The following is a 24,022-nucleotide window of genomic DNA, read 5'->3' on the forward strand; positions in this document are numbered from 1 at the left end:
CAACGGCCGGCGCCGGGGGACATTTGCCCAGGCCCCTGCCCGCCCCGGCGGGGCCAATCAGTTCGCAGAGAAGTGAGACGAAGAAGTGCTCTGCAATCCGGACGCCAGGCAAAAAAAGACCCGGCAGAGGGAGGGATCTGCCGGGTCCGGATTGCATGGGGGGAGGGACCCATGCAATGAGCGTTGCGTCGCGTCAGTGACTGTTCGCGTCCGCGGTTGATGCGTTGTAACCCTGCGCCAGTTCGGACCAGGCCTTGCTGGCCTGCAGGCCGAGACCGACCATGTCCTGCTGGGCCTGGCCCAGTCGTTGCAGGTTGTCCTGCCACAGTTGCGCGCCCTTGGAGAGCGTCCCGGCCGCATCTTCGCCGCGGGCCAGTTCACCCAGCCAGCCGCCGGTCGCGGTCAGGTTGCGCTCCATCACCTTCAGCTGCACGCCGAACATGCTTTCCGCGTTCTCCAACGCCAACCGGTTCGCGCGCGTTGCCGCGGCTGCGAGCTGGCGGGTGGCATCACTGAAGCGATCGCTGAAGGCGGCGGCCATGGGGGATCAGGAAGTGGCTTGATGCATTGCAGCATACGCCCTTGATGCCGCATTGCAACAAAAATAACAAAGGCGCCCAGGGCGCCTTTGAAAAACCTTTCAGATCAATGGCTTGATCAGACGGTAGGGCCGCGGTAGCGGCAGCCCGAGGTGCAGGTTTCGTGCACGGTGATCTCGCTCAGCGCCGGCAGGCTGGGCTTGAGTTCATTCCAGATCCACACTGCCAGGTTCTCGCTGGTGGGGTTCTCCAGGCCGGGAATGTCATTGAGGTAGTGGTGGTCCAGGCGGTCGTAGATCGGCTGGAAGGCCGCCTTCACGTCGCCGAAGTCCATGATCCAGCCGGTCTGCGCACCGGGCTTGCCCTCGACCTTCAGTTCCACCCGGAACGAGTGGCCGTGCAGGCGCGCGCACTTGTGCCCCGGCGGCACGTTGGGGAGGCGGTGCGCCGCCTCGAGCATGAAGACTTTGAAGATTTCCATGGCGCGATTGTACGCCGCGGGCAGCCGCGCAGCCTGAGTGGATGTTGGTCTTTCGTGAAGAAAGTCTTTTCATCCGGATGAAGAGATGATAGTTTCTCTTATATCCGTATGAAGAGATGTTATTGGCCGGACCCCGGCCAGGCATGGACTACTGCGGAACTTCATCGCCCTTACCACCTCCCCCACATCGTCATGCCCAAGCACACCCTGCTCGTGGCGGCCCTGGCCGTCGCTCTGGCCGCGCCTTTGTCCGCCGCCGCCGAAAACTCCGCCGATGCCAGTGGCGAAGCCAGCACCCTGGCCGCTGTGCGCGTCACCGGTTCCAACATCAAGCGCACCGATACCGAGGCCTCCAACCCGGTACAGGTGATCGGCCGCCAGCAGCTGGAACAGACCGGCAAGGCCACCGTGGCTGACGTGCTGCGTTCGATCTCGGCCAACACCGGCAACGCCAGCAACGAAACCACCAACAATGGTTGGGCGTCCGGCTCGGCCGGCATCGGCCTGCGCGGCCTGTCGCAGAAGAACACGCTGGTGCTGCTCAACGGCCGCCGCCTGGCCAACTATGGTTTCCCGGCCGGTGGCCTGTCCGACACCTTCGTCGATCTCAACGCGCTGCCGCTGGTCGCGGTCGAGCGCATCGAAGTGCTCAAGGACGGCGCCTCGGCGGTGTACGGCTCCGACGCCGTGGCCGGCGTGGTCAACATCATCACCCGGCAGAACTTCGAAGGCGCCGAGATCGGCGGCAGCTTCGGCGGCGCCGACCAGGGCGGCCTGCACGAGCAGAACCTGAAGTTCGTCGGTGGCCTCGGCGACCTCGACACCGATGGCTACAACATCCTCTTCAGCCTGCAGGGTTACAACCGCGAGCGCCTCGATCAGGACGAGCGCAACCTGACCAGCAGCGGCATCTACACCGACAAGCCCGGTGGCCGCTGGAACGGCTGGTCGGCCAAGGGCGCGCGCTACCTGGTCAACGGCGTGTCGGTACCGATGCTCGATGCCAGCGGCAACTGCCCGGCCGGTACCACCCGCGTCGCCAGCGCACCGATCGACGGCCTGGCCGGTGACACCTGCGGCTTCAACCAGGCACCGTTCACCACGCTGATCCCCTCGACCAAGCGCTACCAGGCCTATGCCAACGGCACCTTCCGCCTGAACGACAACGTCGAAGCCTTCGGCGAAGTGCTGTACAGCCAGATCAAGAGTGCCGCGTGGTTCGGCAGCAGCCCGTTCTTCACCCTGGAGAGTGGCCGCTTCGCACTGAACGCGAACAGCGGCCTGGCGGAGCCGGTGTCGTCGCTGCTGCCGGCCAACAATCCTTACAACCCGTACGGCCGTGCGATCCCGATCGAGTACACCTTCTTCGACCTCGGCGGCACGATCAAGACCAACCGCTCCACCGCCTACCGCGGCGTGTTCGGCCTGCGTGGCACCACCGCGTCGTGGGACTGGGAAGTGGCTGCGTTCGGTGCACGCAGCAGCGAGCGCGAGAGCGTCTCTGGTGGCTTCGCCAACCGCTGGGCGCTGGCCGATGCACTGGCCTCGGGCAGCTACAACCTGCTGAACCCGGCGGCGACGCCGCAGTCGGTACGCGACTCGATCAACATCGCCACGCTGCGCCCGGCCGAATCCAAGCTGCAGGGCATCGACGCGAAGATCTCCGGCAGCCTGGGCCACACCTGGGCCGGCGAGATCGGCTTCGCTGCGGGTGCCGAGTGGCGCCGCGAGAAGCTCGATTCCAACAACCCGTGGCAGATCGATGCCGGCCTGCAGGTGCGCCCGGCCATTGCCGAAGTGCACGGCAAGCGCCAGGTCAGTGCGGCCTACGCCGAAGTGAACGTGCCGCTGGCCTCGACGCTGGAGCTGTCCGCCGCCGCGCGCGCCGACCATTACGACGATTTCGGCGATGCCTTCTCGCCGAAGATCGGCCTGCGCTGGCAGCCGCTGGACTTCCTGCTGGTGCGTGCGTCGGCCTCGAAGGGCTTCCGTGCACCGTCGCTGTCGGAGAACTCCAACAGCACCAGCATCGCCTACGGCAGCGTGGTCGACCCGCGTGACCCGGACGTGCCGGGCTCGCGCCAGAACCCGACCTTCTTCACCGTCGGCAACAACGAACTGAAGCCCGAACGCACCAAAAGCGTGAACTTCGGCGTGGTGCTGTCGCCGTGGGCCAACACCAACCTGAGCGTGGACTACTACCGTATCCAGCTGGACAACCTGGTCGGCACCAACAACACCCAGACCCTGGTCAACGACAATGTGGCTGGCGCGGTGCAGCGCGACGAGCGCGGCAAGCTGCAGGCGGTCTACAACCGCTACCAGAACCTGGGCGAGCTGAAGACTTCGGGCATCGACGTCGAACTGCGCCAGCGCATCCCGACCGCTGCGCTGGGTGACTTCACCGTGTCCTCGGCCTACACCCACGTGCGCGACTACCGTCGCCCGACCGTGGTCGGTGGCCCGCTGGTGGACTACGCCGGCAGCAACCTCGGCGCGACCCTGCCCAAGGACAAGGCCACCACCACGCTGGACTGGAAGTACGGCGATTTCAACGCAGCCGTAACCTGGTACTACACCAGCGGCTACCGCCAGGAAGCGAGCACCGCGGCCAAGGCCGTGCAGACGCGCGTCGGCAGCTACAGCCAGTACGACCTCTACCTGGCCTACACCGGCGTGGACAAGCTGACCGTGTACACCAAGGTGCAGAACCTGGCCGACAAGACGCCGCCGTACGACGCCTCGTTCCCGGGCATCCGCGCGCCGTACGACTTCAGCCAGTACGACCTGCGCGGCCGCTACTTCACGCTCGGTTTCGATTACCGCTTCTGATCCATCCGTTGCGGCCGGTCACCTCCGGGGGGCGGCCGCGCGACTGTCTGCCGTTGGGTTCCTGGGGAGTCACCGTGTCCTTGCATCGTCGTGCCGTTCTTCCGTTGCTGATCGCCGCCGCCACCGCGCTGTCCTCGCCGCAGCCGGCGCAGGCACAGAGTGCGTATTTCTTCCCGCAGTCCACCGAAGTGGCCACGTTCGATACGTCCATTCCCACGCCGGAACAGTTCCTTGGCTATCCGATCGGCAGTCGTTACACCCGGCACGACCAGTTGGTGGCGTACTTCCAGGAACTCGCGAAGCGCTCGGACAGGATCAGCGTGCGTGAGATCGGGCGCAGCTACGAAGGCCGCCCGCTGTTGATTGCAACGGTCACCGCCGCCGGCAATCATGCGCGGCTGGAGCAGCTCCGCCAGCAGCACGCGACCCTGGTCGATCCGGCGCAGCCACGCAGTGCGGCCGGCGACAGCCCGGTGGTGGTGTGGCTGGGCTACAGCGTGCACGGCAACGAAACCTCCAGCGCCGAAGCGGCGATGCTGACCGCTTACTACCTGGTGGCCAACCGCAGCGCAGAAACCCAGCAATGGCTGCAGCAGGCGGTGGTGCTGTTCGATCCGGCGCAGAACCCTGACGGCCGCGACCGCGCCGCCAACTGGCACAACGCCTGGGCGTCCGATCCAGCCTCGGCCGACCCCGCCGACAAGGAACACGTCGAGCCATTCCCGCAGGGCCGCACCAACCACTACTTCACCGATCTCAACCGCGACTGGCTTGCGCTGACCCAGCAGGACTCACGGCCGAAGGTGGAGGTGTTCCATCAGTGGTATCCGAACGTACAGATCGATTTCCACGAAATGGGCAAGGACAGCACGTACTACTTCGAGCCTTCGCCGAAGAGCATGCACAGCCCGTTGATCCCGGCGGCATCGTATGAATTCAACAAGACCCTGGCCAAGTACCACGCACAGGCGCTGGATGCGCTGGGTTCGCTGTACTACACCGGCGAGAACTTCGACAACTTCTCGCCGGTGTACGGCTCCACCTATCCGGACTTCCACGGCGCGGTCGGCGTGACCGTCGAGCAGGCCAGTTCGCGTGGCCGCGTGCAGGAATCGGTGAATGGCCTGCTGACCTTCCCGTTCACCATCCGCAACCAGGTCGCCACCGGGCTGGGCACCGTGCGTGGCGCGGTGGCCGAGCGCACTGGGCTGTTCGACCTGCAGAAGCAGTTCTTCCAGAGCGCGTTGAAGCAGGCCGCGCAGCAGCCGGTGAAGAGCTTCGTGTTTGGAGATGCGCATGATCCGGCGTTGACCCGCCGCCTGCTGGAACTGTTGCTGCTGCATCGCATCGAGGTGCGCTCGCTGGATCGTGCGGTGACCATCGATGGGCAGCGCTTCGAGGTGGGCAGTGCCTATGTGGTGCCGGTGCAGCAGGCACAGTTCCGCCTGGTGCATTCGATCTTCGCAGAGACGCCGCCGATCAAGGGCGACGTGTTCTACGGCAGCACCAGTTACGCGATCGCGCCGGCGTATGGTGTGGCGTTCGCCGGCAGCCGCAGCCGCATCGACGGTGGCGCCCGCGTGGCAGCGCTGCCAGCGGAGCAGGGCGCAGTGCTGGGTGGACAGGCTGGCTTCGCCTATGTCATCGACTGGCGCGACTACAACGCCGGGCGTGCACTGGCCGTGCTGCAGGCCAAGGGCCTGAGCACACGCGCAACGTTCCAGCCGTTCACCGCTTCCACCGCACAGGGCGAGGCCGGCTTCGCCGCCGGCAGCATCGTCATTCCGGTGGCTGGACAACCACTGCAGGGCACGGCGTTGCTGGATGCAGTGAGTGCTGCCGCACGCGATGCCGGCGTGCAGGTGCATGCGTTGTCCAGCGGCCGCAGCCGCGAGGGCATCGACCTCGGCAGCGATGGCGTGAAGGCACTGCGCAAGCCGTCCGTCGCACTGGTGATGGGCGAGGGCGTGGCGGCCACCGAGATCGGCTCGGCCTGGTTCCTGCTTGACCAGCAGTTGCGCCTGCCAGCCAGCAAGCTGGATCCGCAGCAGTTGGGCAAGGTGTCGCTGGACCGTTACACCACGATCGTACTGTCTGGCGGCAGCTATGCCGCCGTCGACGCATCGGCGGTGACGGCCTTGAAGCGCTGGGTACAGGCCGGTGGCTCGCTGGTGACCTACGGCAGTGCATCGAAGTGGGCGATCGAACAGAAGCTTGCCGACGGCGAAAAGCTTGGCAAGGAAGAAGAGGCTGCTGACGAGAGCCGCCGTGCGTTCGGCGACCAGCGCGACATTGCTGCGATCGAGCGGGTCAGCGGCAACATCCTCAGTGCCGATGTCGATACCAGCCATCCGTTGGCGTTCGGCGTGCCGCGCCGGCAGCTGGCGATCAACAAGGAGAACACGGTGACGCTGCAGCCGAGCGCGAATCCGTTCTCGACGGTGGTGCGCATCGATACGCCGCCGCGGGTGAACGGCTACCTGTCCGAGCGTAACCGCACGCGGGTGGCGGGCAGCGCATGGCTGCTGGTGTCGGCGCAGGGGCAGGGCAACGTGGTGCTGTTTGCCGATGATCCGGCGCACCGCAAGTACTGGCACGGGACGGATCGGCTGCTGATCAACGCGATCTTCTTCGGGAATCTGGTGAATCCGAGTAAAGCGCGGGGTTGAGGCGTTTGGCGCCGAGTTGTTGTTGTGCTTGGGAGGCAGGGGGCCTCAGCCAGGACACGCCGTGAACCCATCCATGGGGGCTCGATGGCGCCATCCTTGGCGCCAACGGTCCTGGCTGAGGCCCCCTGCCTCCCATGACAGTTTCCTGCGGGCGCGGACGCATCAGACCCCAAGGCGGGAGCAAGGGCAAAAGCAAAAGCAAAGGCAAAGCCAGGAATTGCGGCTTCGGCTTCTGACTTTGAATTTGAATTTGAATTTGATCTTTCTTCTCCCGGCTACCCGGCGGGAGAAGAAGGCGCAGGCAATGCTTGAAGCGGATGGGCATGGGGGCAGCGCAGAACCGTTGGCGCCATGGATGGCGCCATCGAGCTTACATGGACGTATTTACGGCGTGTTCTGCGCTGCCCCCATGCCCATTCGCCCTCGGTACTGCCACCGCGTGCTTTATCACCCGGTAGCCCGCAACAAAAAAAAGGACGGCGCGTCAGCGCCGTCCCTCGATAAGCCCCCCGCGCAGCGGGAAGCACCAACCATGTCAGCTGGGATCAGCCGGCGCGACCGCCGCCGTTGCCACCCTGGCCGCGGCCACGGCCGCCACCATTGCCGCCGCCACCACGACGCTGGCCCTGGCCGGCACCGGCGCCTGCACGCTGCTGGCCGTTGCCACCGCCCTCGCGACGGCCGCCACCGGCCTTTTTCGGGCCCGCATGCGCATGGCGCGGTGCATCACCGTGCGGACGGCGTGCATGGCTCTTGCGCGGTGCGCGCTCGCCGGTATCGTGCTCGGCCTTGCCCGGTGCACTGTTGCCCCAGCGGATCGGCACCTGCAGCTCGAAGCCCGGCACATCGCGGATGTCCATGTCGCGGCCCAGCAGGCGCACGATCGCACGCAGCAGCTTCACTTCATCCTGCGCCACCAGCGAAATCGCCTGGCCGGTCGCGCCGTTGCGGCCGGTACGACCGATGCGGTGCACGTAGTCCTCGGCCACCATCGGCAGGTCGAAGTTGATCACCTTCGGCAGCTCGTTGATGTCGATGCCGCGCGCGGCGATGTCGGTGGCCACCAGCACGGTCACGCGGCCGGCCTTGAAGTCGCCCAGCGCACGCAGGCGCTGGCCCTGGCTCTTGTTGCCGTGGATCGCCGCGGTCTTGATACCGGACTTTTCCAGGAACGTGGCCAGCTTGTCGCTGCCGTGCTTGGTGCGGGCGAACACCAGCGTCTGCTCGCGGCTGTCCTGCGCCAGCAGGTGCAGCAGCAGGTCACGCTTGCGGCCGGCATCGACCGGGTGCACGCGATGGGTGATGGTTTCGGCCACGGTGTTCTTCGGCGTCACCTGGATCTGTTCCGGGTTGCGCATGAACTCCAGCGCCAGCTGGCGGATGTTGTCCTCGAAGGTGGCCGAGAACAGCAGGGTCTGGCGGTTCTGCTTCGGCAGCTTGGCCAGGATGCGCTTGATCGACGGCAGGAAGCCCATGTCGAGCATGCGGTCGGCTTCGTCCAGCACCAGCAGTTCAATGCCGGACAGGTCGATGCTGCGACGCTCCAGGTGGTCGATCAGGCGGCCCGGGCAGGCCACCAGCAGGTCCACGCCACGGCGCAGGATGTCCAGCTGGTTGCCCATGCCGACGCCGCCGTAGATGCATGCGCTGGGGATGCGCAGGTACTTGCTGTAGCCGCGCAGGCTGTCGTGCACCTGGGTGGCCAGTTCGCGGGTCGGGGCCAGGATCAGCGCACGCGGCTTGCGCGGGCCGCTGCGCACTTCCTGCGAGGCGGTGCCCAGGTGCTGCAGCAGTGGCAGGCCGAAGGCAGCGGTCTTGCCGGTACCGGTCTGTGCACCGGCCAGCAGGTCGCGACCGGCCAGCGCCAGCGGGATCGCCTGCTGCTGGATCGGGGTCGGGTTTTCGTAGCCCTGCTCGGCAAGCGCACGCAGCAGGAAGGGCGCCAGGCCCAGCGATTCAAAAGACATTGAGTTTGCTCCAAGTACAAGAAACGCCTGTCCGAACGGACAGACGGGGGCAGATCAAACTGATCGGCTGACTCGGAGCGTTCCCGTGAACCGCGCTGCGAGAAGTTGGGTGCAGCCGGCGCGGAGCGCAGGCTGGAATGCGTGACGAACGGTGTCGGAGTGGGGGCGGGCGACGGGGCGGACCCCGGACGCCGGCGATCCCGAAGGGAAACGGACGGCCGCTGCAGACCCGCCTAGTCTAACCGATGGCTGAGACCTCGCGCAAAAAGCCCCGTTCAGATAGGGGGCTCTCTGCAGGGCTGAGCCCTGCACCCGCAGAGGCCGAAGCCACGTCAACGTCAACGTCAAAGGCGGGTTTCCTGAGGGATGGCGGGGGGGGGCGGTGGCGGGAGACGCCGTAAACCCATCCATGGGGGCTTGGCCGCGGCATCCATGCCGCGGACACTCCCGCCACCGGACCCATCCCGCCTTCGACAGTTTCCCGCGATCTGCGGTAGATCCACGCCGTGCGTGGATGCTCTTCGTTCAATTGTCGAAATATTCGATTTCAATGGAGATTCATCCACGCATGGCGTGGATCTACTGGCCACCGGCCTACTGTCGAAGGCGGGGCACTGTGGGTTTGCGGGGTGTGAGCGGCATGGATGCCGCGACCAAGCCCCCAGGGACGGGTTTACGGCGTCCCCGCAAACCCACAGTGTCCCGCCATCCCACGGAATGCCCGTTGTTGCTGTTGCTTCGGCCGTTGCCTTGGCTTGAAGCAGGTGCAGGGTGCAACCCTGCCGAACCCCCCATTACGGTAGGGTGGGCCGATGCCGCGCTGCAGCTTGGCGTCGCCGCAGATTTGATTACACTTGAAACTTGTTTGCCCACGACTCCGGACACCCACCATGAAGCTTGGTTCTTTGAAGGAAGGCGGCCGCGACGGCACCCTGATCGTCGTCTCGCGTGACCTGCGCCACGGCGTGCGCGCCACCGGCATTGCCGCCACCCTGCAGCAGGCCCTGGAGGACTGGAGCCACATCGCGCCGCGCCTGAACGCGCTGTCCGAATCGCTCAATGCCGGCGGCGCCGACGGCGTGTTCGATCTGGATGTGCAGGCACTTGCCGCGCCGATGCCGCGCGCCTATGAATTCGTCGACGGCAGCGCCTACCTGCCGCACGTCGAGCGCGTGCGCCGTGCGCGTGGTGCCGAGGTGCCGGAGAGCTTCTACACCGACCCGCTGATGTACCAGGCCACCAGCGCAGGTTTCTACGGCCCGCGTGATGCGGTCAAGGTGGTCAGCGAGGACTATGGCATCGACCTGGAAGCGGAGATCGTGGTGATCACCGACGACGTGCCGATGGCCGCCACCCCGGAGCAGGCCGCAGGCCACATCCAGCTGGTCGGCCTGGTCAATGATGTTTCGCTCCGCAACCTGATCCCGGGTGAGCTGGCCAAGGGTTTCGGTTTCCTGCAGTCCAAGCCGCGCTCGGCGTTGTCACCGGTGTTCGTCACCCCCGACGAGCTGGGTGATGCCTGGCAGGACAGCAAGGTGCACCTGCCGCTGCTGACCCACATCAACGGCCAGTGGTTCGGTGCGCCGGAAGCGGGCGTGGACATGCAGTTCAACTTCGCCCAGCTGGTCGCGCATGCGGCCAAGACCCGCCCGCTGGGTGCTGGCACCATCGTCGGCTCCGGCACCATCGCCAACGAAGACACCAGCAAGGGTGCGTCGTGCTTCGCCGAGCAGCGCGTGGTGGAAACCCTGCGCGATGGCAAGCCGAGCACGCCGTTCATGTCGTTCGGCGATGTGGTCCGCATCGAGATGCTCGACGCCGCCGGCAACAGCATCTTCGGTGCGATCGAACAGCGCATCGAACAGGCGGCCAAGCCCTGAGCATGGAGGCGGCGATGGACATCCTGGTTGACGACGGCCCGGTCGACGACGGCATCGTGCTGTACACGTACTGGCGATCCAGCGCCGCCTACCGCGTGCGCATCGGCCTGGAGCTGAAGGGCCTGGCCTGGGAGGCCCGGCCGGTGCACCTGGTCCGCGACGGTGGCGAGCAGCACCTTGACGCCTATCGCGCGCTCAATCCGCAGCAGCTGGTGCCGACCCTGCTGCACGATGGGCACACGCTGACCCAGTCACTGGCGATCGTCGAGTACCTGGAAGAGCGCTTCCCGCAGGTGCCGCTGCTGCCGGCCGACGCCGCCGGCCGCGCGCGGGTGCGGGCGCTGGCCCAGCTGGTGGCCTGCGATATCCATCCGATCAACAACCTGCGGGTGATGCAGTACCTGGAACGCGACCTGCAACTGCCGGCCGACGCCCGCACGCAATGGACCCTGCACTGGATCGCCGAAGGCTTTGCCGCGATGGAAGCGATGCTGGCCAACAGCCGCGACACCGGCACCTTCTGCCACGGCGACCGCCCCGGCCTGGCCGATCTTTGCCTGCTGCCGCAGCTCTACAACGCCCACCGCTTCGGCCTCGACCTGGCGCCGTACCCGACCCTGCGCCGCATCGAGGCCGCCTGCCAGGCACTGGAGGCCTTCGAGCGCGCGCGCCCGGAGAACCAGCTCGACGCCGCCTGACGGGCCGCTTCGCTCGCCGGGCGCGGCCAGGCGCTACCGGTCCCCGGCCCGTGGAAGCGCCGGGCCATGCCCGGCGGATTCCCCATCCCCTCGCAGCATCTGCCGAAGGTCCTCCCGGAACAGCCGATAGCCGGCCTCGCGGCGGGCATCATCGCCCTGCCGGAGCACCCACGCCGGATGAACGGTGGCATAGCCGCGGGTGCCGTCCTGCAGCGTATGCCAGCGTCCACGGTCGTGCGACAGATTGAAATCCCGGCCAAAGACCGAGGCTGCCGCGGTTGCGCCCAGGCAGACGATGATCTGCGGCCGCACCCGCGCGATCTCGCCCATCAGCCACGGCCGGCAGGCCTGGATGTGGCGGCTTTCCGGACGCTTGTGCAGCCGGATCCTGCCGCGGCGCTCATGGTGGAAGTGCTTTACCGCATTGGTCAGGTACAGCGCGGCGCGATCGATTCCCAGCTCAGCCAGGGCACGGTCCAGCAGCTGGCCAGCCGGGCCGGCGAACGGCTGGCCGCGCAGATCCTCGGTATCACCCGGCTGCTCGCCGATCACCATCACCCGCGCATTGGCCGGCCCTTGGCCGAACACCGCCTGCGTGGCGGTCTCCCACAGCGGGCACTGGCGGCAGGCGCTGGCCTGCTGTCGCAGCGTCTGAAGGCTGCCGGTATCGGGGGGCGCCGACGCAGCATCCCCACGCATGGGAATCCTGCGCTGCGGTGCCTGCGCTGGCCGGTCATGCATTTCCTGCACGCGATCGCCCGCATCGCGCACCAGACGCGGCAGCAGCTGCGCCTCGGGCAGGTGGCGCCAGTACTTGACCGGCATCTCCTGCATCATCATCCGGGTGTTGAGCCGCGCGGGATTGAAGATGCTGGCGTAATAGGTCTGCCACAGGGCCTCGCGCGCATCCTCGGCCGGGGCGTCCTCGCGTCGTGCGCCGGGGCCGAACGCCAGTGCCTGCCCATCCCATGCCACGCTGCGTGACGGTGTCAGGATAGCCCAGCGCATGCCGGTGAAGCGGCGCGCGAAGAACGGCGCCACCCGATCGACGATGTGATGCTGTGGTTCGAACCACGCGATGAACGCCTCGGGCTGGCCGGGGACTTCGCGGAAGCGCACGAACGCCTTCATCTTGTGGGTATCGCGGCGAACGGCCTGGGCGAGCGCGGTTGCGCGCAGCACGTCGGCATCGGCGGGATTGGACAGCACCGAGCGCTCGCCATGGGTGATGCGCCACAGCAGCCGGTACAACAGGGCCATGCGCTGCATATCGCGGTGGCACAGGCAGGTGGCCGCCAGTTCAAGGAAGTCGCGCGGTACGTTCGGCACGCCGGCATCGGCCAGCACGGGCGCGGAGCTGACCGCCGGCGCATCCAGCAGTGATGCGTCGCTGCCCTCCAGCCAGTCCAGCTGTTCCGGTGCGATGCCGCGCAACAGGGCATCGCGCGCGCCGTTGCGCCAGGCCTCCAGCGACCACGGCGGGTCCACCCGCAGCGACCAGCGCTGCGTGTCAGGCTGACGGTAGGGCATCGAACAGCGATCCCTGACGGGGCGGTGGGGCCAATTGGGCGCGCAGCGCAGCCGGATCGTCCAGCGCCCTGCGCGGGTGGTGGTCGGCCAGCAGCACGAACGGTAGCAGTTTGCTCATCGGCGCCTTCAGGCGGGCGATGTCCGCCACGCGCAGGCGCCCGTGCCGGCGCGCCATCAGCACGCGCTCTGCATTGCGCACGCCCAGCCCGGGTACGCGCAGCAGCATTTCCTTCGGCGCGCGGTTGAGATCCACGGGGAAGCGTTCTGGGTGGCGGATCGCCCAGGCCATCTTGGGGTCGATATCCAGGTCGAGCATGCCGTCCTGGGTGGTGTCGGTAATCTCATCCACGCCGTAGCCGTAGAAGCGCAGCAGCCAGTCAGCCTGGTAAAGGCGATGTTCGCGCTGCAGCGGTGGCGGCTGCAGTGGCAGCTGCCGGCTGGCGTCCGGAATCGGGCTGAACGCGGAGTAGTAGACCCGGCGCATGCGGTAGTTGCCGTACAGACTCTCGGCGCTTGCCAGGATCTGCTGGTCGTTCGCCCCGTCCGCGCCGACGATCATCTGCGTGCTCTGCCCGGCCGGGGCGAAACGGGGAGGGCGCGGGCGTGCGACGCGGCTTGCAGTCGGCGCCACCGCGGCGGGGGCCTTGCGTGCCTCCTTGGCTTCCTCGATGCGCCAGCGCAGCTCGCCCATCGCACCGCGGATCGACTGTACGGTTTTCTCCGGTGCCAGCGCGCTCAGCCCGGCTTCGGTGGGCAGCTCCACGTTGATCGACAGCCGGTCGGCGTAGCGCCCGGCGCTGGCCAGCAGTTCCGGCGACGCTTCGGGAATGGTCTTGAGGTGGATGTAGCCGGCAAAGCGGTGTTCCTCGCGCAGGCGCCGGGCGACCTCCACCATCTGCTCCATCGTGTAGTCCGCATTGCGGATGATGCCGCTGGAGAGGAACAGGCCTTCGATGTAGTTGCGTTTGTAGAAATCCAGGGTCAGCGCGACCACCTCGTCCACGCTGAAACGCGCGCGGGCCACATTGCTGGACACGCGATTGACGCAATAGGCGCAGTCGTAGACGCAGAAGTTGGTCAGCAGGATCTTCAGCAGCGATACGCAGCGGCCATCCGGCGTGTAGCTGTGGCAGATGCCCATGCCTTCGGTGCTGCCGATGCCGCCGCTGGCGCGTGAGTCGCGCTTGCCCGAGCCGCTGGAGGCGCAGGAGGCATCGTACTTGGCGGCGTCAGCCAGGATGGCAAGCTTGCGGATGGTTTCCATTGCGGAAACCTACGGATGAGCGGTCTCAATGGATGAGATCGGCCCTGAATCCTTCAGGCTTGCGCCGGGCATGGCCCGGCGCTACCGGTGTCGAAAGAGCTGCGCGGATCAGAACCCGTGGGTGATGCTTGGCGCGCCCGCAGAGAAATCCGCGTAGGGATCGTGCTCGCCGCTGCTGCCTTCGGACAGGCGGAACTTCAGCGCCAGGCCGTCGCGCGAGTCGGCGGCGCGCAGCGCTTCCTCCTGCTCGATGGTGCCGGCCTTGGCCAGCCGGAACAGGCACTGGTCGAAACTCTCCATGCCCTCTTCCAGGGATGCTTCCATCGCCGCCTTGATCTCGTGCACCTGGCCGCGACGCAGCAGGTCGCGGATCATCGGCGTGTTGAGCAGCACTTCGGTGGCCGGCAGGCGACGGCCTTCCTTGTTCTTCACCAGGCGCTGGCTGATCACCGCGCGCAGGTTCAGCGCCAGGTTCATCAGCACGTTCTTGTGCGCGCTTTCCGGGAAGAAGTTGAGGATGCGCTCGATGGTCTGGTCGGCGTTGTTGGAGTGCAGGGTGGCCAGGCACAGGTGGCCGGTCTCGGCGAAGGCGATCGCCGCCTCCATTGTTTCCGCGTCCAGGATCTCGCCGATCAGGATCACGTCCGGCGCTTCACGCATCGCGTTCTTCAGCGCGTTGTGGAAGGCATGGGTGTCCAGCCCGACCTCGCGCTGGTTGACGATCGACATCTTGTGCTTGTGCAGGTACTCGATCGGGTCCTCGATGGTGAGGATGTGACCGGTGGTGGTGCTGTTGCGGTGGTCGATCATCGATGCCAGCGAGGTGGACTTGCCCGAGCCGGTGGACCCCACCACCAGCACCAGCCCACGCGGGGTCATGATGACGTCCTTCAGCACCTGCGGCAGGTTCAGCTCTTCGATGCTCGGAATCCGGCTGCGGATGGCGCGGATGACCATGCCGACTTCACCGCGCTGCTTGAACACATTGACGCGGAAACGACCGGCATCGGGCAGGGCGATGGCCATGTTGAGTTCCAGCTCGCGCTCGAACTGCGGTACCTGGCCTTCGTCCATCAGCGAGTAGGCGATCTTCTTGACCATGCCCGGCGGCAGGCCGGTGTTGCCCAGCGGATAGAGCTTCCCCTCGATCTTGATGTAGACCGGTGCCCCGGTGGTCAGAAACATGTCCGAAGCGTTCTTTTCGGTCATCAGCTTCAGGAAGTAGCCGATATCCATTGCGAATTTTCCCCAACGAAACGGCCGACGCCCGTTGCCAGCACGGTGTCGGCTTGACGACAATGGCCGTGAACCGACAACCGGTACGGCCTCCCCAATGAAACGACTTAGCTTCGCACGAATGCGCCACAGCCTGTATGTGATGGCGTTTGCATTCGCACTGTCTGCCCCCGCCTGGGCGCAGGATGGCGCGATGGAACTGGCCCAGGCCCGGCAGGCGGTCGACAAGGCCACCCAGGCCGATGCCGACCAGTACGCCCCGGACCTGATCGGGCTGGCCCGGCAGGGGCTGGAGCAGGCCCAGCGCGCCGCCGGCGACCGCCGCGAGCGCAAGAACGCCCCGGCAATGGCCCTGCGTGCCGCCGCCGATGCCGACCTGGCCCGCGTGCGCAGCGAGGAAGCCACCGTGACCGCCCAGCTGCAGCTGCGCCGCAACGAGGTCAACCAGCTGCAACGCCAGCTGTCGACCGGGGAGGATCGCCGGTGAAGCCGATGACTGCCGCAACCCTGGCCGCGCTGCTGGCGCTGCCTACGCTGGCCGTGGCCGCTGACAACCCGATGGTGGCGCAGCTGAGCCAGCGCCTGATGGCCATCCAGGCCAACCCGGATACCGCTGAGCTGGGCGCCTTCGAGCGCATGCAGGCCCAGCAGGCCATCGCCACCCTGGACAAGGCCAAGCGCCGCGACCAGGAACTGGCCACCTACCTGGCCGAGCGCCGGGTGGAGATCGCCGAGACGGCCGTGCGTACCGCGCTGGCCGCCCGCGAGGTCGACCGCCTGGAGCGGACCCGCAGCGACCTGCTGATCGAGGCCAGCCGCCGCGACGCCGCGCGCGCCCGCCAGGAGGCCGAACAGCTGCGCATGCAGGCACAGATGCAGGCCGAGGAGGCTGAACGCCTGCGCCAGGCCGCCGAGGCCGAAACCCTGGCCCGCCAGGACGCCGAGAACGCCCTGACCAGCGTGGCTGGCAAGCAGCAGCAGCGCCTCAGCGCTGCCCAGCAGAACGCCGCCAAGCTGGCCCGCGAGGAAGCCGAGCTGGTGTCCGGTCAGAAGCTGCCGGGCTCGAAGTTCGATGGCCGCGGCGAGGTCTTCACCTTCCGTGGCGATGCGTTTGCCGCCGGCGCCTCCAGCCTGTCCGGCGGCGCCCGCAACCAGGCCAAGGCGTTGGCCGAATACCTGAACATCGGCAAGAAGGGCCGCCTGCGCATCGAGGCCTACGACAGTGCCAACGGCGTAGGCCAGAAGCGTGCCGAAGCGCTGCGCGATGCCCTGGTCGCGGCCGGTGTCGCGAGCAACCGGATCCAGCTCGCCGGCAAGAAGGCGGCCTCCACCCAGGCACGTTCGGCCGAGGTCATCATCGCCCCGTAATTGCTTGATATCGTTTGTTTTTCGTTGCGATGAGCATTCAGCCTGAACCCCGCCCCGGCGGGGTTCGGTCTTTTTGACGCAGGGGTCTTGTACCCCGCCTTGAGCAGGCGTAGGGTCAATCGTCCGGGACGCAATGCCGCGGACCGGACGATGGGAGGGCCGGGCCGATGCAAGCAGGGCGCGAACCGCAGCAGATCGACGTGCGCAGGCCAGTGCCGCAGGTCGTTGCAGGCGTCCAGGTGGCCATCGACCGGCGCTCCTCCATGAACAACGCCCCGTGCCTTGTGGCCGGGGCGTTCGTGTATCTGTCGAAGGAGGTCCATCATGTTTGAAGATCAGCCCCAGAGCGAGATCGACGCACGTCGCGCGCGTGATCCGGAGTTCAGGGCACTCCATGACCAGCACCGCAAGTTGAACAAGAAGTGCATGGACGCGGAGTTGGGTGTACTCCCGATCGATGATGTCACCCTGGGTCGCATGAAGCGCGAGAAGCTGCTGGCCAAGCAACGACTTCTGCGAATGTACGAAACACCGCTCCCAACGACGTCCCCCACGCTTTGACGCACCCCGTCACGCTCGGAACGGCGTGACCCGGCCATCGATGGCCCCGCCGGGCGCTCCTGCCCCGGCATCGCGGCACCGCCGATGAGGCGGCCGCGCCAAGGCACCACAGGCGGTGGTGCCTTGGCCTGCAGGCACCACTCACCGATGCGGGCGGTACCGGTCTCCTCGTCGATCCGGGGCCGTCCGCATCTCTTTTTGCGGGCTTGTGGCCCGTCTCCGCGCCGACCTGACATTCATCGCCATCCGACGGATAATCACCGGTCCGGCCCTCCGCGGCGCGAACCGAAAGTCCTCCGAATGCCCATTCATTCTTCCGTCCTCGAACTCATCGGCCAGACCCCGATCGTCAAGGCCCAGCGCCTGGACAGCGGCGTCTGCGAGCTCTACCTGAAGCTCGAAAGCGCCAACCCGGGCGGATCGATCAAGGATCGCATCGGCCTGTCGATGATCGAGGCGGCGGAGCAGCGTGGCGACCTGAAGCCGGGTGCGACCCTGGTGGAAGGTACCGCCGGCAACACCGGCCTGGGTCTGGCTCTGGTCGCGCAGCAGAAGGGCTACAAGCTGATCCTGGTCGTTCCCGACAAGATGAGCCGCGAGAAGATCTTCAACCTGAAGGCGATGGGCGCCGAAGTCCGCCTGACCCGCTCGGACGTGGCCAAGGGCCATCCGGAGTACTACCAGGACCTGGCCAAGACCATCGCCGAGCAGACCCCGGGCGCCTACTTCATCAACCAGTTCGGCAACCCGGACAACCCGGCTGCCCACGAATTCGGCACCGGCCCGGAAATCCTGGAGCAGATGGGCGGCGACCTCGACGCCATCGTGTTCGGCTGCGGCAGCTCCGGCACCATGACCGGCCTGTCGCGCGCCTTCGCCAAGCTGTCGCCGAAGACCGAGCTGGTGCTGGCCGATCCGGTCGGCTCGATCCTGGCCGAGTACATCAACGACGGCAATCTGAACGACAAGTCGGGCAGCTGGCTGGTGGAGGGCATCGGCGAGGACTTCCTGCCGTCGATCTCCGACTTCAGCCGCGTCAAGAAGGCCTATGCCATCAGCGACGCCGAGAGCTTCCACACCGCGCGCGAACTGCTGGGCAAGGAAGGCATCCTCGGTGGCTCGTCCACCGGCACCCTGCTGGCCGCCGGCCTGAAGTACTGCAAGGAGCAGACCACGCCGAAGAAGGTGCTGGTGCTGGTGCCGGATACCGGCAACAAGTACCTGTCGAAGATGTACAACGACTACTGGATGCTGGACAACGGTTTCCTGCAGCGCCCGCAGCATGGCGACCTGCGCGACCTGATCCTGCGCCCGTACGGCCAGCGCGACACTGTCGTGATCGGACCGAACGACCTGCTGACCACCGCCTACCAGCGCATGAAGCTGTACGACGTGTCGCAGCTGCCGGTGATGGACGGTGACCAGCTGGTCGGCATCGTCGACGAAAGCGACGTGCTGCTGCACGTCTATGGTGACGAAGCACGCTTCCGCGACACCGTTGCCACGGCGATGGTCAGCAAGCTGGACCGGCTGGACGTGAAGTCGCCGATCGAGGCGCTGCTGCCGGTGTTTGACCGCGGCCAGGTGGCGATCGTGATGGACGGCAATGCCTTCCTGGGCCTGATCACCCGTATCGACCTGCTGAACTATCTGCGCCGTCGCGTGCAGTAAGCCGCTGATCGCAGACGTTCGCTGCTGAATCCCGGTTTATCCGCGTCAAAGGTCGTTAAGGCCGCGCTGGTAGACTTCCGCACCTTCGACGGCGCCGAGCTTCGGCGCCCCTCAGGAAAGAACATGTCCAACGCTACTTCCCAGGATCGCGCCCTGGCCCTGGCCACGCTGGCCATCCACGGCGGCCAGTCGCCCGACCCCAGCACCGGCGCGGTGATGCCGCCGATCTACGCCACCTCGACCTATGCGCAGTCCAGCCCGGGCGAGCACCAGGGCTTCGAGTACTCGCGTACCCACAACCCGACCCGCTTCGCCTACGAGCGCTGCGTGGCGTCGCTGGAAGGTGGCACCCGCGGCTTCGCCTTTGCCTCGGGCATGGCGGCCAGCTCGACCGTGATCGAGCTGCTGGACGCTGGCAGCCACGTGGTGGCGATGGATGACATCTACGGCGGCAGCTTCCGCCTGTTCGAGCGCGTGCGCCGCCGCACCGCCGGGCTGGATTTCAGTTTCGTCGACCTGACCGACCTGGCTGCGTTTGAAGCGTCCATCACGTCGAAGACGAAGATGGTGTGGATCGAGACCCCGACCAACCCGATGCTGAAGATCGTGGACATCGCCGCGGTCGCCGCCATCGCCAAGCGCCATGGCCTGATCGTGGTGGTCGACAACACCTTCGCCTCGCCGATGCTGCAGCGTCCGCTGGAACTGGGCGCGGACCTGGTGCTGCATTCGGCCACCAAGTACCTCAACGGCCACTCGGACATGGTCGGTGGCATGGTGGTGGTTGGCGACAACGCCGAACTGGCCGAGCAGATGGCCTTCCTGCAGAACTCGGTGGGTGGCGTGCAGGGCCCGTTCGACAGCTTCCTGGCCCTGCGCGGCCTGAAGACCCTGCCGCTGCGCATGAAGGCCCACTGCGCCAACGCGCTGGCCCTGGCCCAGTGGCTGGAAAAGCACCCGGCGGTGGAGAAGGTGATCTACCCGGGCCTGCCGTCGCACCCGCAGCATGAACTGGCCGGCAAGCAGATGGCTGGGTACGGCGGCATCGTCTCGATCGTGCTCAAGGGCGGTTTCGAGGCGGCCAAGCGTTTCTGCGAGAAGACCGAGCTGTTCACCCTGGCCGAATCGCTGGGCGGCGTTGAAAGCCTGGTCAACCACCCGGCGGTGATGACGCATGCGTCGATCCCGGTCGCGCGCCGCGAGCAGCTGGGCATCAGCGATGCACTGGTGCGGCTGAGCGTGGGTGTTGAGGATCTGGGGGATCTGCAGGTGGATCTGGAGCGGGCGCTGAGGGTTGCCTCTGTATGATGGGACGCCGCATCGAACTGATGTTGAGCCTGGCCGGCCGCGACATCAAGACGAAGTACAAGCATTCGCTGCTGGGCGCGCTATGGGGCGTGCTTGTGCCGTTGATCATGCTTGGCATCTATACAGTGATCTTCGCCACCATCTTCAGTGCCAAGTGGAAAGGCATTGAAGTGCACAGCAAGGTCGACTACGCCGTGTTGCTGTTCATTGGCTTGATCGTCTACAACTTCTTTGCAGAATCATTGACGCGAGCACCTACGGCGGTTCTCAGCAATCCCAACCTGGTCAAGAAGGTAGTCTTCCCGTTGGAGGTACTGCCGCCCGTGGTGGTGTTGTCATCGCTGTACAACGCTGGTGTGGCCACGGTCGCGCTCGCGGTGTTCCTGGCCTTCAGCAGCTTTGGCCTCCATTGGCAGATGATCCTCCTGCCGGTCCTGATTCTGCCGTTGCTCATGCTTACGATGGGCGTGGCCTATCTGTTCGCGTCTCTCGGGGTGTTCTTCCGCGATGTAGATCAGATTGCCGGATTGCTGGCGCGGGTGCTCCAGTACCTGACACCTGTGCTTTATCCATCGATCATTTTTCCCGATGTGATCGGCAAGTGGATGCGGCTGAGTCCGCTGGCTGTCTATGTCGAGCAGACCCGCGCGCTGATCGTGAGTGGCACATTGCCGGATTGGCCTTCCTATGGCTGGGCCGTCGCTTGGTCATTGGCCATTTTCTTCATTGGTTTCTGGTGGTTCCAGCGGACCCGGAGGGCGTTTGCCGATGTCGTCTGAAGATCTCGTGATCGATATCGAGAACGTCAGCAAGGTGTTCAACATTTTTGAGAAGCCTTCTGATCGACTGCTGCAGATGCTGTTGCCACGGCTGGGGCGTGTTCTGCCTGTTGGTAGCTCGTGGACTTCGCGTCAACGTGGGCGTGAGTTCTGGGCGCTGCGTGATGTCAGTTTGAAAGTGAAACGGGGCGACGCGGTCGGCATCATCGGTCGCAACGGTTCAGGAAAATCGACGCTGCTGCAGATCATCGCCGGCACACTTGCACCGACAAGGGGCAAGGCCAAGGTCAATGGACGGATCGCTGCGCTGCTTGAGCTGGGAAGCGGGTTCAATCCGGATTTCACCGGGCGCGAGAATGTCGTGCTCAATGGCATGATTCTTGGCCTGACGGAGCGTGAGGTGATGCAACGCTTCGATGCTATTGCCGCCTTCGCCGACATCGGCAGCTTCATCGATCAGCCCGTGCGCACTTACTCCAGCGGCATGATGCTGCGGCTGGCATTTGCAGTGCAGACCCAGGTCGAGCCGGACATCCTCATCGTGGATGAGGCCCTGGCTGTGGGCGACGCGCTCTTCCAGAAGCGCTGTTTCCAGCAGATGGAGGCGCTGCGGGCCAACGGTTGCACCCTGCTCCTCGTCTCCCATGACCAGGAGTCGATCAGGACGTTGACCGATCATTCGATCCTCCTGAGGGACGGCACCGTGCGGGTTGCGGGGCCGTCATCGGACGTGGTCCTCGAATACAGGAAGCAGCTGCATGAGGATGAGCGCGACTATTACGCTTCGGTCAGTGCGCAGCACCTGCAGTTTGCCCAGAAAATTGTTGACGCGCAGGTGGCTGGCGAAGGGGCCGCGGATGTGGAGGGCCATGAAGGTTCTGCGATCTTGGGTGCCCGCAGCGACAAGTTGTCCTTCGGCGACTATGACTGCGTGATCGAGCGGGTGCGCGTGCTCGACCAGCGCGACGAGGAGTGCGCCTACTTCCTGCCGCAGGACAAGGTGGTCATTGAAGTGACCGGGCGCCCGAAGCGTGACATGGACCGGCTCAACATCAATGTCCGGCTTCGCAACAAGGAAGGGGTGAAGCTCTACTCGTGGGGTACTTTGAACCAGGATGTTAATGCGTGGGCCGAGCGCGGACGGGATGATTCAGGGGTGTGGAACATGATGTTCCCGGCGGACGTTCCTTTCGTGGTGCGGTTTACCTTCGATTGCGCCCTTGGCATGAACTTCTATGAAGTCCAGGTTTCTGTTTCAGAAGAAATCGAGCAGTTTGGCGGAGCACAGCGCATGCTGCATTGGCGTGACGAGGCGGCCTTCTTCCAAGTGGGCATGAGGCAGAAGGAATACACATTCGGTGGTGTCTGCGATCTCCGCATGCACGCGGAAGTGGCCGGAATTCAGCGAAATACGGAGAAACTGTGATGCAAACAAGCACGAATGTTCCCCGTTCCGCGTTGTCCCCCGCGGCGTTGCGCGTTGGAGTTCGAAGACTGTATGACTGGTTGGCTGCGGGTCCGGTTGCGCTGCTCGGAAATTCCGAGCCGGCATTGGCGCGCGGCCTGCGGCAGTGCGGATATGAGGTGCTTGATGGAGTGGAAGGCGCAGCGTCTGCGGTCCTCGTTGTTGATCATGCAGATGTTGGCTCCGCCGATGAGTGCCTGCAGTCATTGCTGGCGGATATCCGTATACCCGTATGCCTTCTGGTCGGGGGGGGGGCGGCAACCAACGTAGCGCGTGCCCAGTGGGAGGCAGCGGCCATCCGCCAAGAGTGGCGCAAACATCCGCAGAACGAGCGCGTAGCGCCATACGGTGAGTTGGATCGTGTCAATGGGTTGCTGTTGATGGCGTTCGAACGCGTGCCCGACGCAGCCATTGCTGCCTATCCTCTGAGCGCGCTTGTGGAAGAGCGCGATCTGCATACGGACATGACTCGCGAGGCTGGGCGACGATCCGATGCGCACATGGCCCGCTATGCACAGGCTGCGCAGTTCATTCGACCTGGGGATCGCGTCATCGACGTCGCATGCGGCTTGGGGTACGGCTCCTACCAGCTTGCCCACAATAGCCAGGCGGCCTCGTTCATTGGACTTGATGCCAGTGACTATGCGGTGGACTACGCCAATACCTGTTTTGCCCCTGATGCCCCGGTAGAGATGAGCTTCGTTGTCGGCGATGCGCAGGATCTGTCGGGAATGGCTGATGGTTCCGCGGACTTCGCGGTATCTGTGGAGACGCTGGAACATCTTCCTGAGCCTGATCGACTGCTGGCGGAGCTGCATCGGGTGCTCTCGCCGGAAGGGCGCTTGTATGCAAGCGTGCCTAATGACTGGTCGGACGAAACTGGCGAGGACCCGAATCCATTTCATTTCCATGTATACGACTGGCCGCGACTCATCAACCAGTTCCATCGGAATGGTTTCGTTATCGAGAGGGCGTGGTTGCAGGATGCCGGAGGTGGCCAGAAGCGGCATCTGTCGGTGCGCTCCATGCTTGAGATCGATCCGCACGCAGGTCCAAGCTGCGATGGTGAATGGCTGCTGGTGCTCGCCCGCAAGACCGATGCGGCAATGGAAACGGGGGACGATCCGCTGCGGCCGTTCCGCGAAATGCTCGCCAACGGACAAACTGACGCCGCATTGCATCAACTTGAGGCCCATTTCGAAACGGGAGAACCGCTGCTCCAGGCCCGCTCGCGTGCGGCGGCGGCTGTGCTTGCGACAACCACTGGGACGCTGGAGTCCGCTGCTGCGCATTGGGAGCATTGCCGGACAGCGGCCCGTGAAGCATTGGTCGAGCCATCCATCGAGGCCGAGGCGGCCGCGCTTCTGCATCTTGCCGCGGCCCAGCTGGCATTGCCAACGCATCTACGCTTTGCTCGATTGAAACTTCTGATTCGGATCCGAGCCCCGATCATCTGCGATCTGCTCGGCCCGGAGCCCGCATTGCTGGGCGACAACGATGATCGCGCCGTGTCCGCGGGCATCGGGGATGGCAATGGGCAGTCGAGCCTGAGTGCTGGCGATGTACAGCAGCTTGTGGATGCCAAGCGATGGCTTGATGGCAAGTACCACGAGCAGCAGAAGCATATTGCCGAACTGGAGCAGTACAACGTCGAACTCGAGGCTGCTCGCAGATGGCTGGACGCGCAGTACCACTCACTGACGGCAGAGGTACAGCGCCTCGGACAAGCGTCTGCTGCTGCGTCCGGCGATAGCAGGTAGCAATCGCCATGAGC

At 65.5% G+C, this 24,022-nt stretch carries 18 protein-coding genes; 12 read left to right on the forward strand and 6 right to left on the reverse strand.

Translation table 11 applies throughout. The features are described from left to right. Positions 1-193: 193 nt before the first annotated feature. Both ACZK0Z_RS02930 and queD read right to left on the reverse strand, forming a co-directional pair. A complete protein-coding gene (locus tag ACZK0Z_RS02930; protein WP_049432249.1) occupies positions 194-541 on the reverse strand; it encodes a phasin family protein in 348 nt (115 codons plus the stop codon). Positions 542-657: 116 nt separating this feature from the next. Beyond that, positions 658-1,020: a 6-carboxytetrahydropterin synthase QueD gene (gene queD, locus ACZK0Z_RS02935; RefSeq protein ID WP_049432246.1), complete on the reverse strand. Its 363-nt coding sequence runs from the start codon at positions 1,018-1,020 to the stop codon at positions 658-660. Between the two features lie 192 nt (positions 1,021-1,212). Here queD and ACZK0Z_RS02940 point away from each other — a divergent pair, with 192 nt between their 5' ends. Further along, positions 1,213-3,852 (forward strand): TonB-dependent receptor plug domain-containing protein, encoded by a 2,640-nt coding sequence (locus ACZK0Z_RS02940; RefSeq protein WP_459004475.1) that lies wholly within the window; start codon positions 1,213-1,215, stop codon positions 3,850-3,852. Between the two features lie 74 nt (positions 3,853-3,926). Further along, a complete protein-coding gene (locus ACZK0Z_RS02945; RefSeq protein WP_197632512.1) occupies positions 3,927-6,521 on the forward strand; it encodes a M14 family zinc carboxypeptidase in 2,595 nt (864 codons plus the stop codon). A gap of 545 nt (positions 6,522-7,066) precedes the next feature. Here ACZK0Z_RS02945 and ACZK0Z_RS02950 read toward each other — a convergent pair. Continuing rightward, on the reverse strand, positions 7,067-8,488 hold the full coding sequence (locus ACZK0Z_RS02950; RefSeq protein ID WP_049432238.1) for a DEAD/DEAH box helicase: 1,422 nt from the start codon (positions 8,486-8,488) through the stop codon (positions 7,067-7,069). A gap of 890 nt (positions 8,489-9,378) precedes the next feature. Here ACZK0Z_RS02950 and ACZK0Z_RS02955 point away from each other — a divergent pair. Further along, complete coding sequence (locus tag ACZK0Z_RS02955) at positions 9,379-10,368, forward strand: fumarylacetoacetate hydrolase family protein (RefSeq protein ID WP_197632511.1); 990 nt, start codon at positions 9,379-9,381, stop codon at positions 10,366-10,368. A gap of 14 nt (positions 10,369-10,382) precedes the next feature. Further along, positions 10,383-11,066, forward strand: a complete 684-nt coding sequence (gene maiA, locus ACZK0Z_RS02960; protein WP_197632510.1) for a maleylacetoacetate isomerase — start codon at positions 10,383-10,385, stop codon at positions 11,064-11,066. A gap of 33 nt (positions 11,067-11,099) precedes the next feature. Here maiA and ACZK0Z_RS02965 read toward each other — a convergent pair whose 3' ends face one another. The 3 genes from ACZK0Z_RS02965 to ACZK0Z_RS02975 form a co-directional block, all read right to left on the reverse strand. After that, positions 11,100-12,596, reverse strand: a complete 1,497-nt coding sequence (locus ACZK0Z_RS02965) for a UdgX family uracil-DNA binding protein (RefSeq protein WP_049427971.1) — start codon at positions 12,594-12,596, stop codon at positions 11,100-11,102. After that, the gene (locus tag ACZK0Z_RS02970) at positions 12,577-13,860 is read right to left on the reverse strand and encodes a putative DNA modification/repair radical SAM protein (RefSeq protein WP_049427967.1); all 1,284 of its coding nucleotides are present in this window, start codon (positions 13,858-13,860) and stop codon (positions 12,577-12,579) included. The genes ACZK0Z_RS02965 and ACZK0Z_RS02970 overlap by 20 nt, the downstream gene beginning before the upstream one ends. A 108-nt stretch (positions 13,861-13,968) precedes the next feature. Then, positions 13,969-15,096, reverse strand: a complete 1,128-nt coding sequence (locus tag ACZK0Z_RS02975) for a PilT/PilU family type 4a pilus ATPase (protein ID WP_004141526.1) — start codon at positions 15,094-15,096, stop codon at positions 13,969-13,971. Positions 15,097-15,217: 121 nt separating this feature from the next. Here ACZK0Z_RS02975 and ACZK0Z_RS02980 point away from each other — a divergent pair, with 121 nt between their 5' ends. The 8 genes from ACZK0Z_RS02980 to ACZK0Z_RS03015 all read left to right on the forward strand — a co-directional run bounded on the left by ACZK0Z_RS02980 (position 15,218) and on the right by ACZK0Z_RS03015 (position 24,008). Then, positions 15,218-15,583, forward strand: a complete 366-nt coding sequence (locus ACZK0Z_RS02980) for a DUF4398 domain-containing protein (RefSeq protein WP_005407961.1) — start codon at positions 15,218-15,220, stop codon at positions 15,581-15,583. Beyond that, positions 15,580-16,464 carry an OmpA family protein gene (locus tag ACZK0Z_RS02985; RefSeq protein WP_005407962.1) on the forward strand — a complete coding sequence of 295 codons (885 nt, stop codon included), beginning with the start codon at positions 15,580-15,582 and terminating at the stop codon, positions 16,462-16,464. The genes ACZK0Z_RS02980 and ACZK0Z_RS02985 overlap by 4 nt, the downstream gene beginning before the upstream one ends. Positions 16,465-16,788: 324 nt before the next feature. After that, positions 16,789-17,025, forward strand: coding sequence for an HP1242/YdcH family protein (locus tag ACZK0Z_RS02990; protein WP_005407964.1), 237 nt, complete (start codon positions 16,789-16,791; stop codon positions 17,023-17,025). Between the two features lie 300 nt (positions 17,026-17,325). Then, positions 17,326-18,696, forward strand: coding sequence for a pyridoxal-phosphate dependent enzyme (locus ACZK0Z_RS02995; protein WP_197632509.1), 1,371 nt, complete (start codon positions 17,326-17,328; stop codon positions 18,694-18,696). Positions 18,697-18,819: 123 nt separating this feature from the next. Further along, positions 18,820-20,004, forward strand: a complete 1,185-nt coding sequence (locus tag ACZK0Z_RS03000; RefSeq protein ID WP_197632508.1) for a cystathionine gamma-synthase — start codon at positions 18,820-18,822, stop codon at positions 20,002-20,004. Next, complete coding sequence (locus ACZK0Z_RS03005; protein WP_080354981.1) at positions 20,001-20,783, forward strand: ABC transporter permease; 783 nt, start codon at positions 20,001-20,003, stop codon at positions 20,781-20,783. The genes ACZK0Z_RS03000 and ACZK0Z_RS03005 overlap by 4 nt, the downstream gene beginning before the upstream one ends. Continuing rightward, a complete protein-coding gene (locus ACZK0Z_RS03010) occupies positions 20,773-22,209 on the forward strand; it encodes an ABC transporter ATP-binding protein (RefSeq protein ID WP_049427961.1) in 1,437 nt (478 codons plus the stop codon). Before ACZK0Z_RS03005 ends, ACZK0Z_RS03010 begins: the two co-directional genes overlap by 11 nt. After that, complete coding sequence (locus ACZK0Z_RS03015; protein ID WP_197620092.1) at positions 22,209-24,008, forward strand: methyltransferase domain-containing protein; 1,800 nt, start codon at positions 22,209-22,211, stop codon at positions 24,006-24,008. The genes ACZK0Z_RS03010 and ACZK0Z_RS03015 overlap by 1 nt, the downstream gene beginning before the upstream one ends. Positions 24,009-24,022: the final 14 nt, after the last annotated feature.

The sequence above is a fragment of the Stenotrophomonas sp. 116085_Sma genome, from assembly GCF_056479585.1.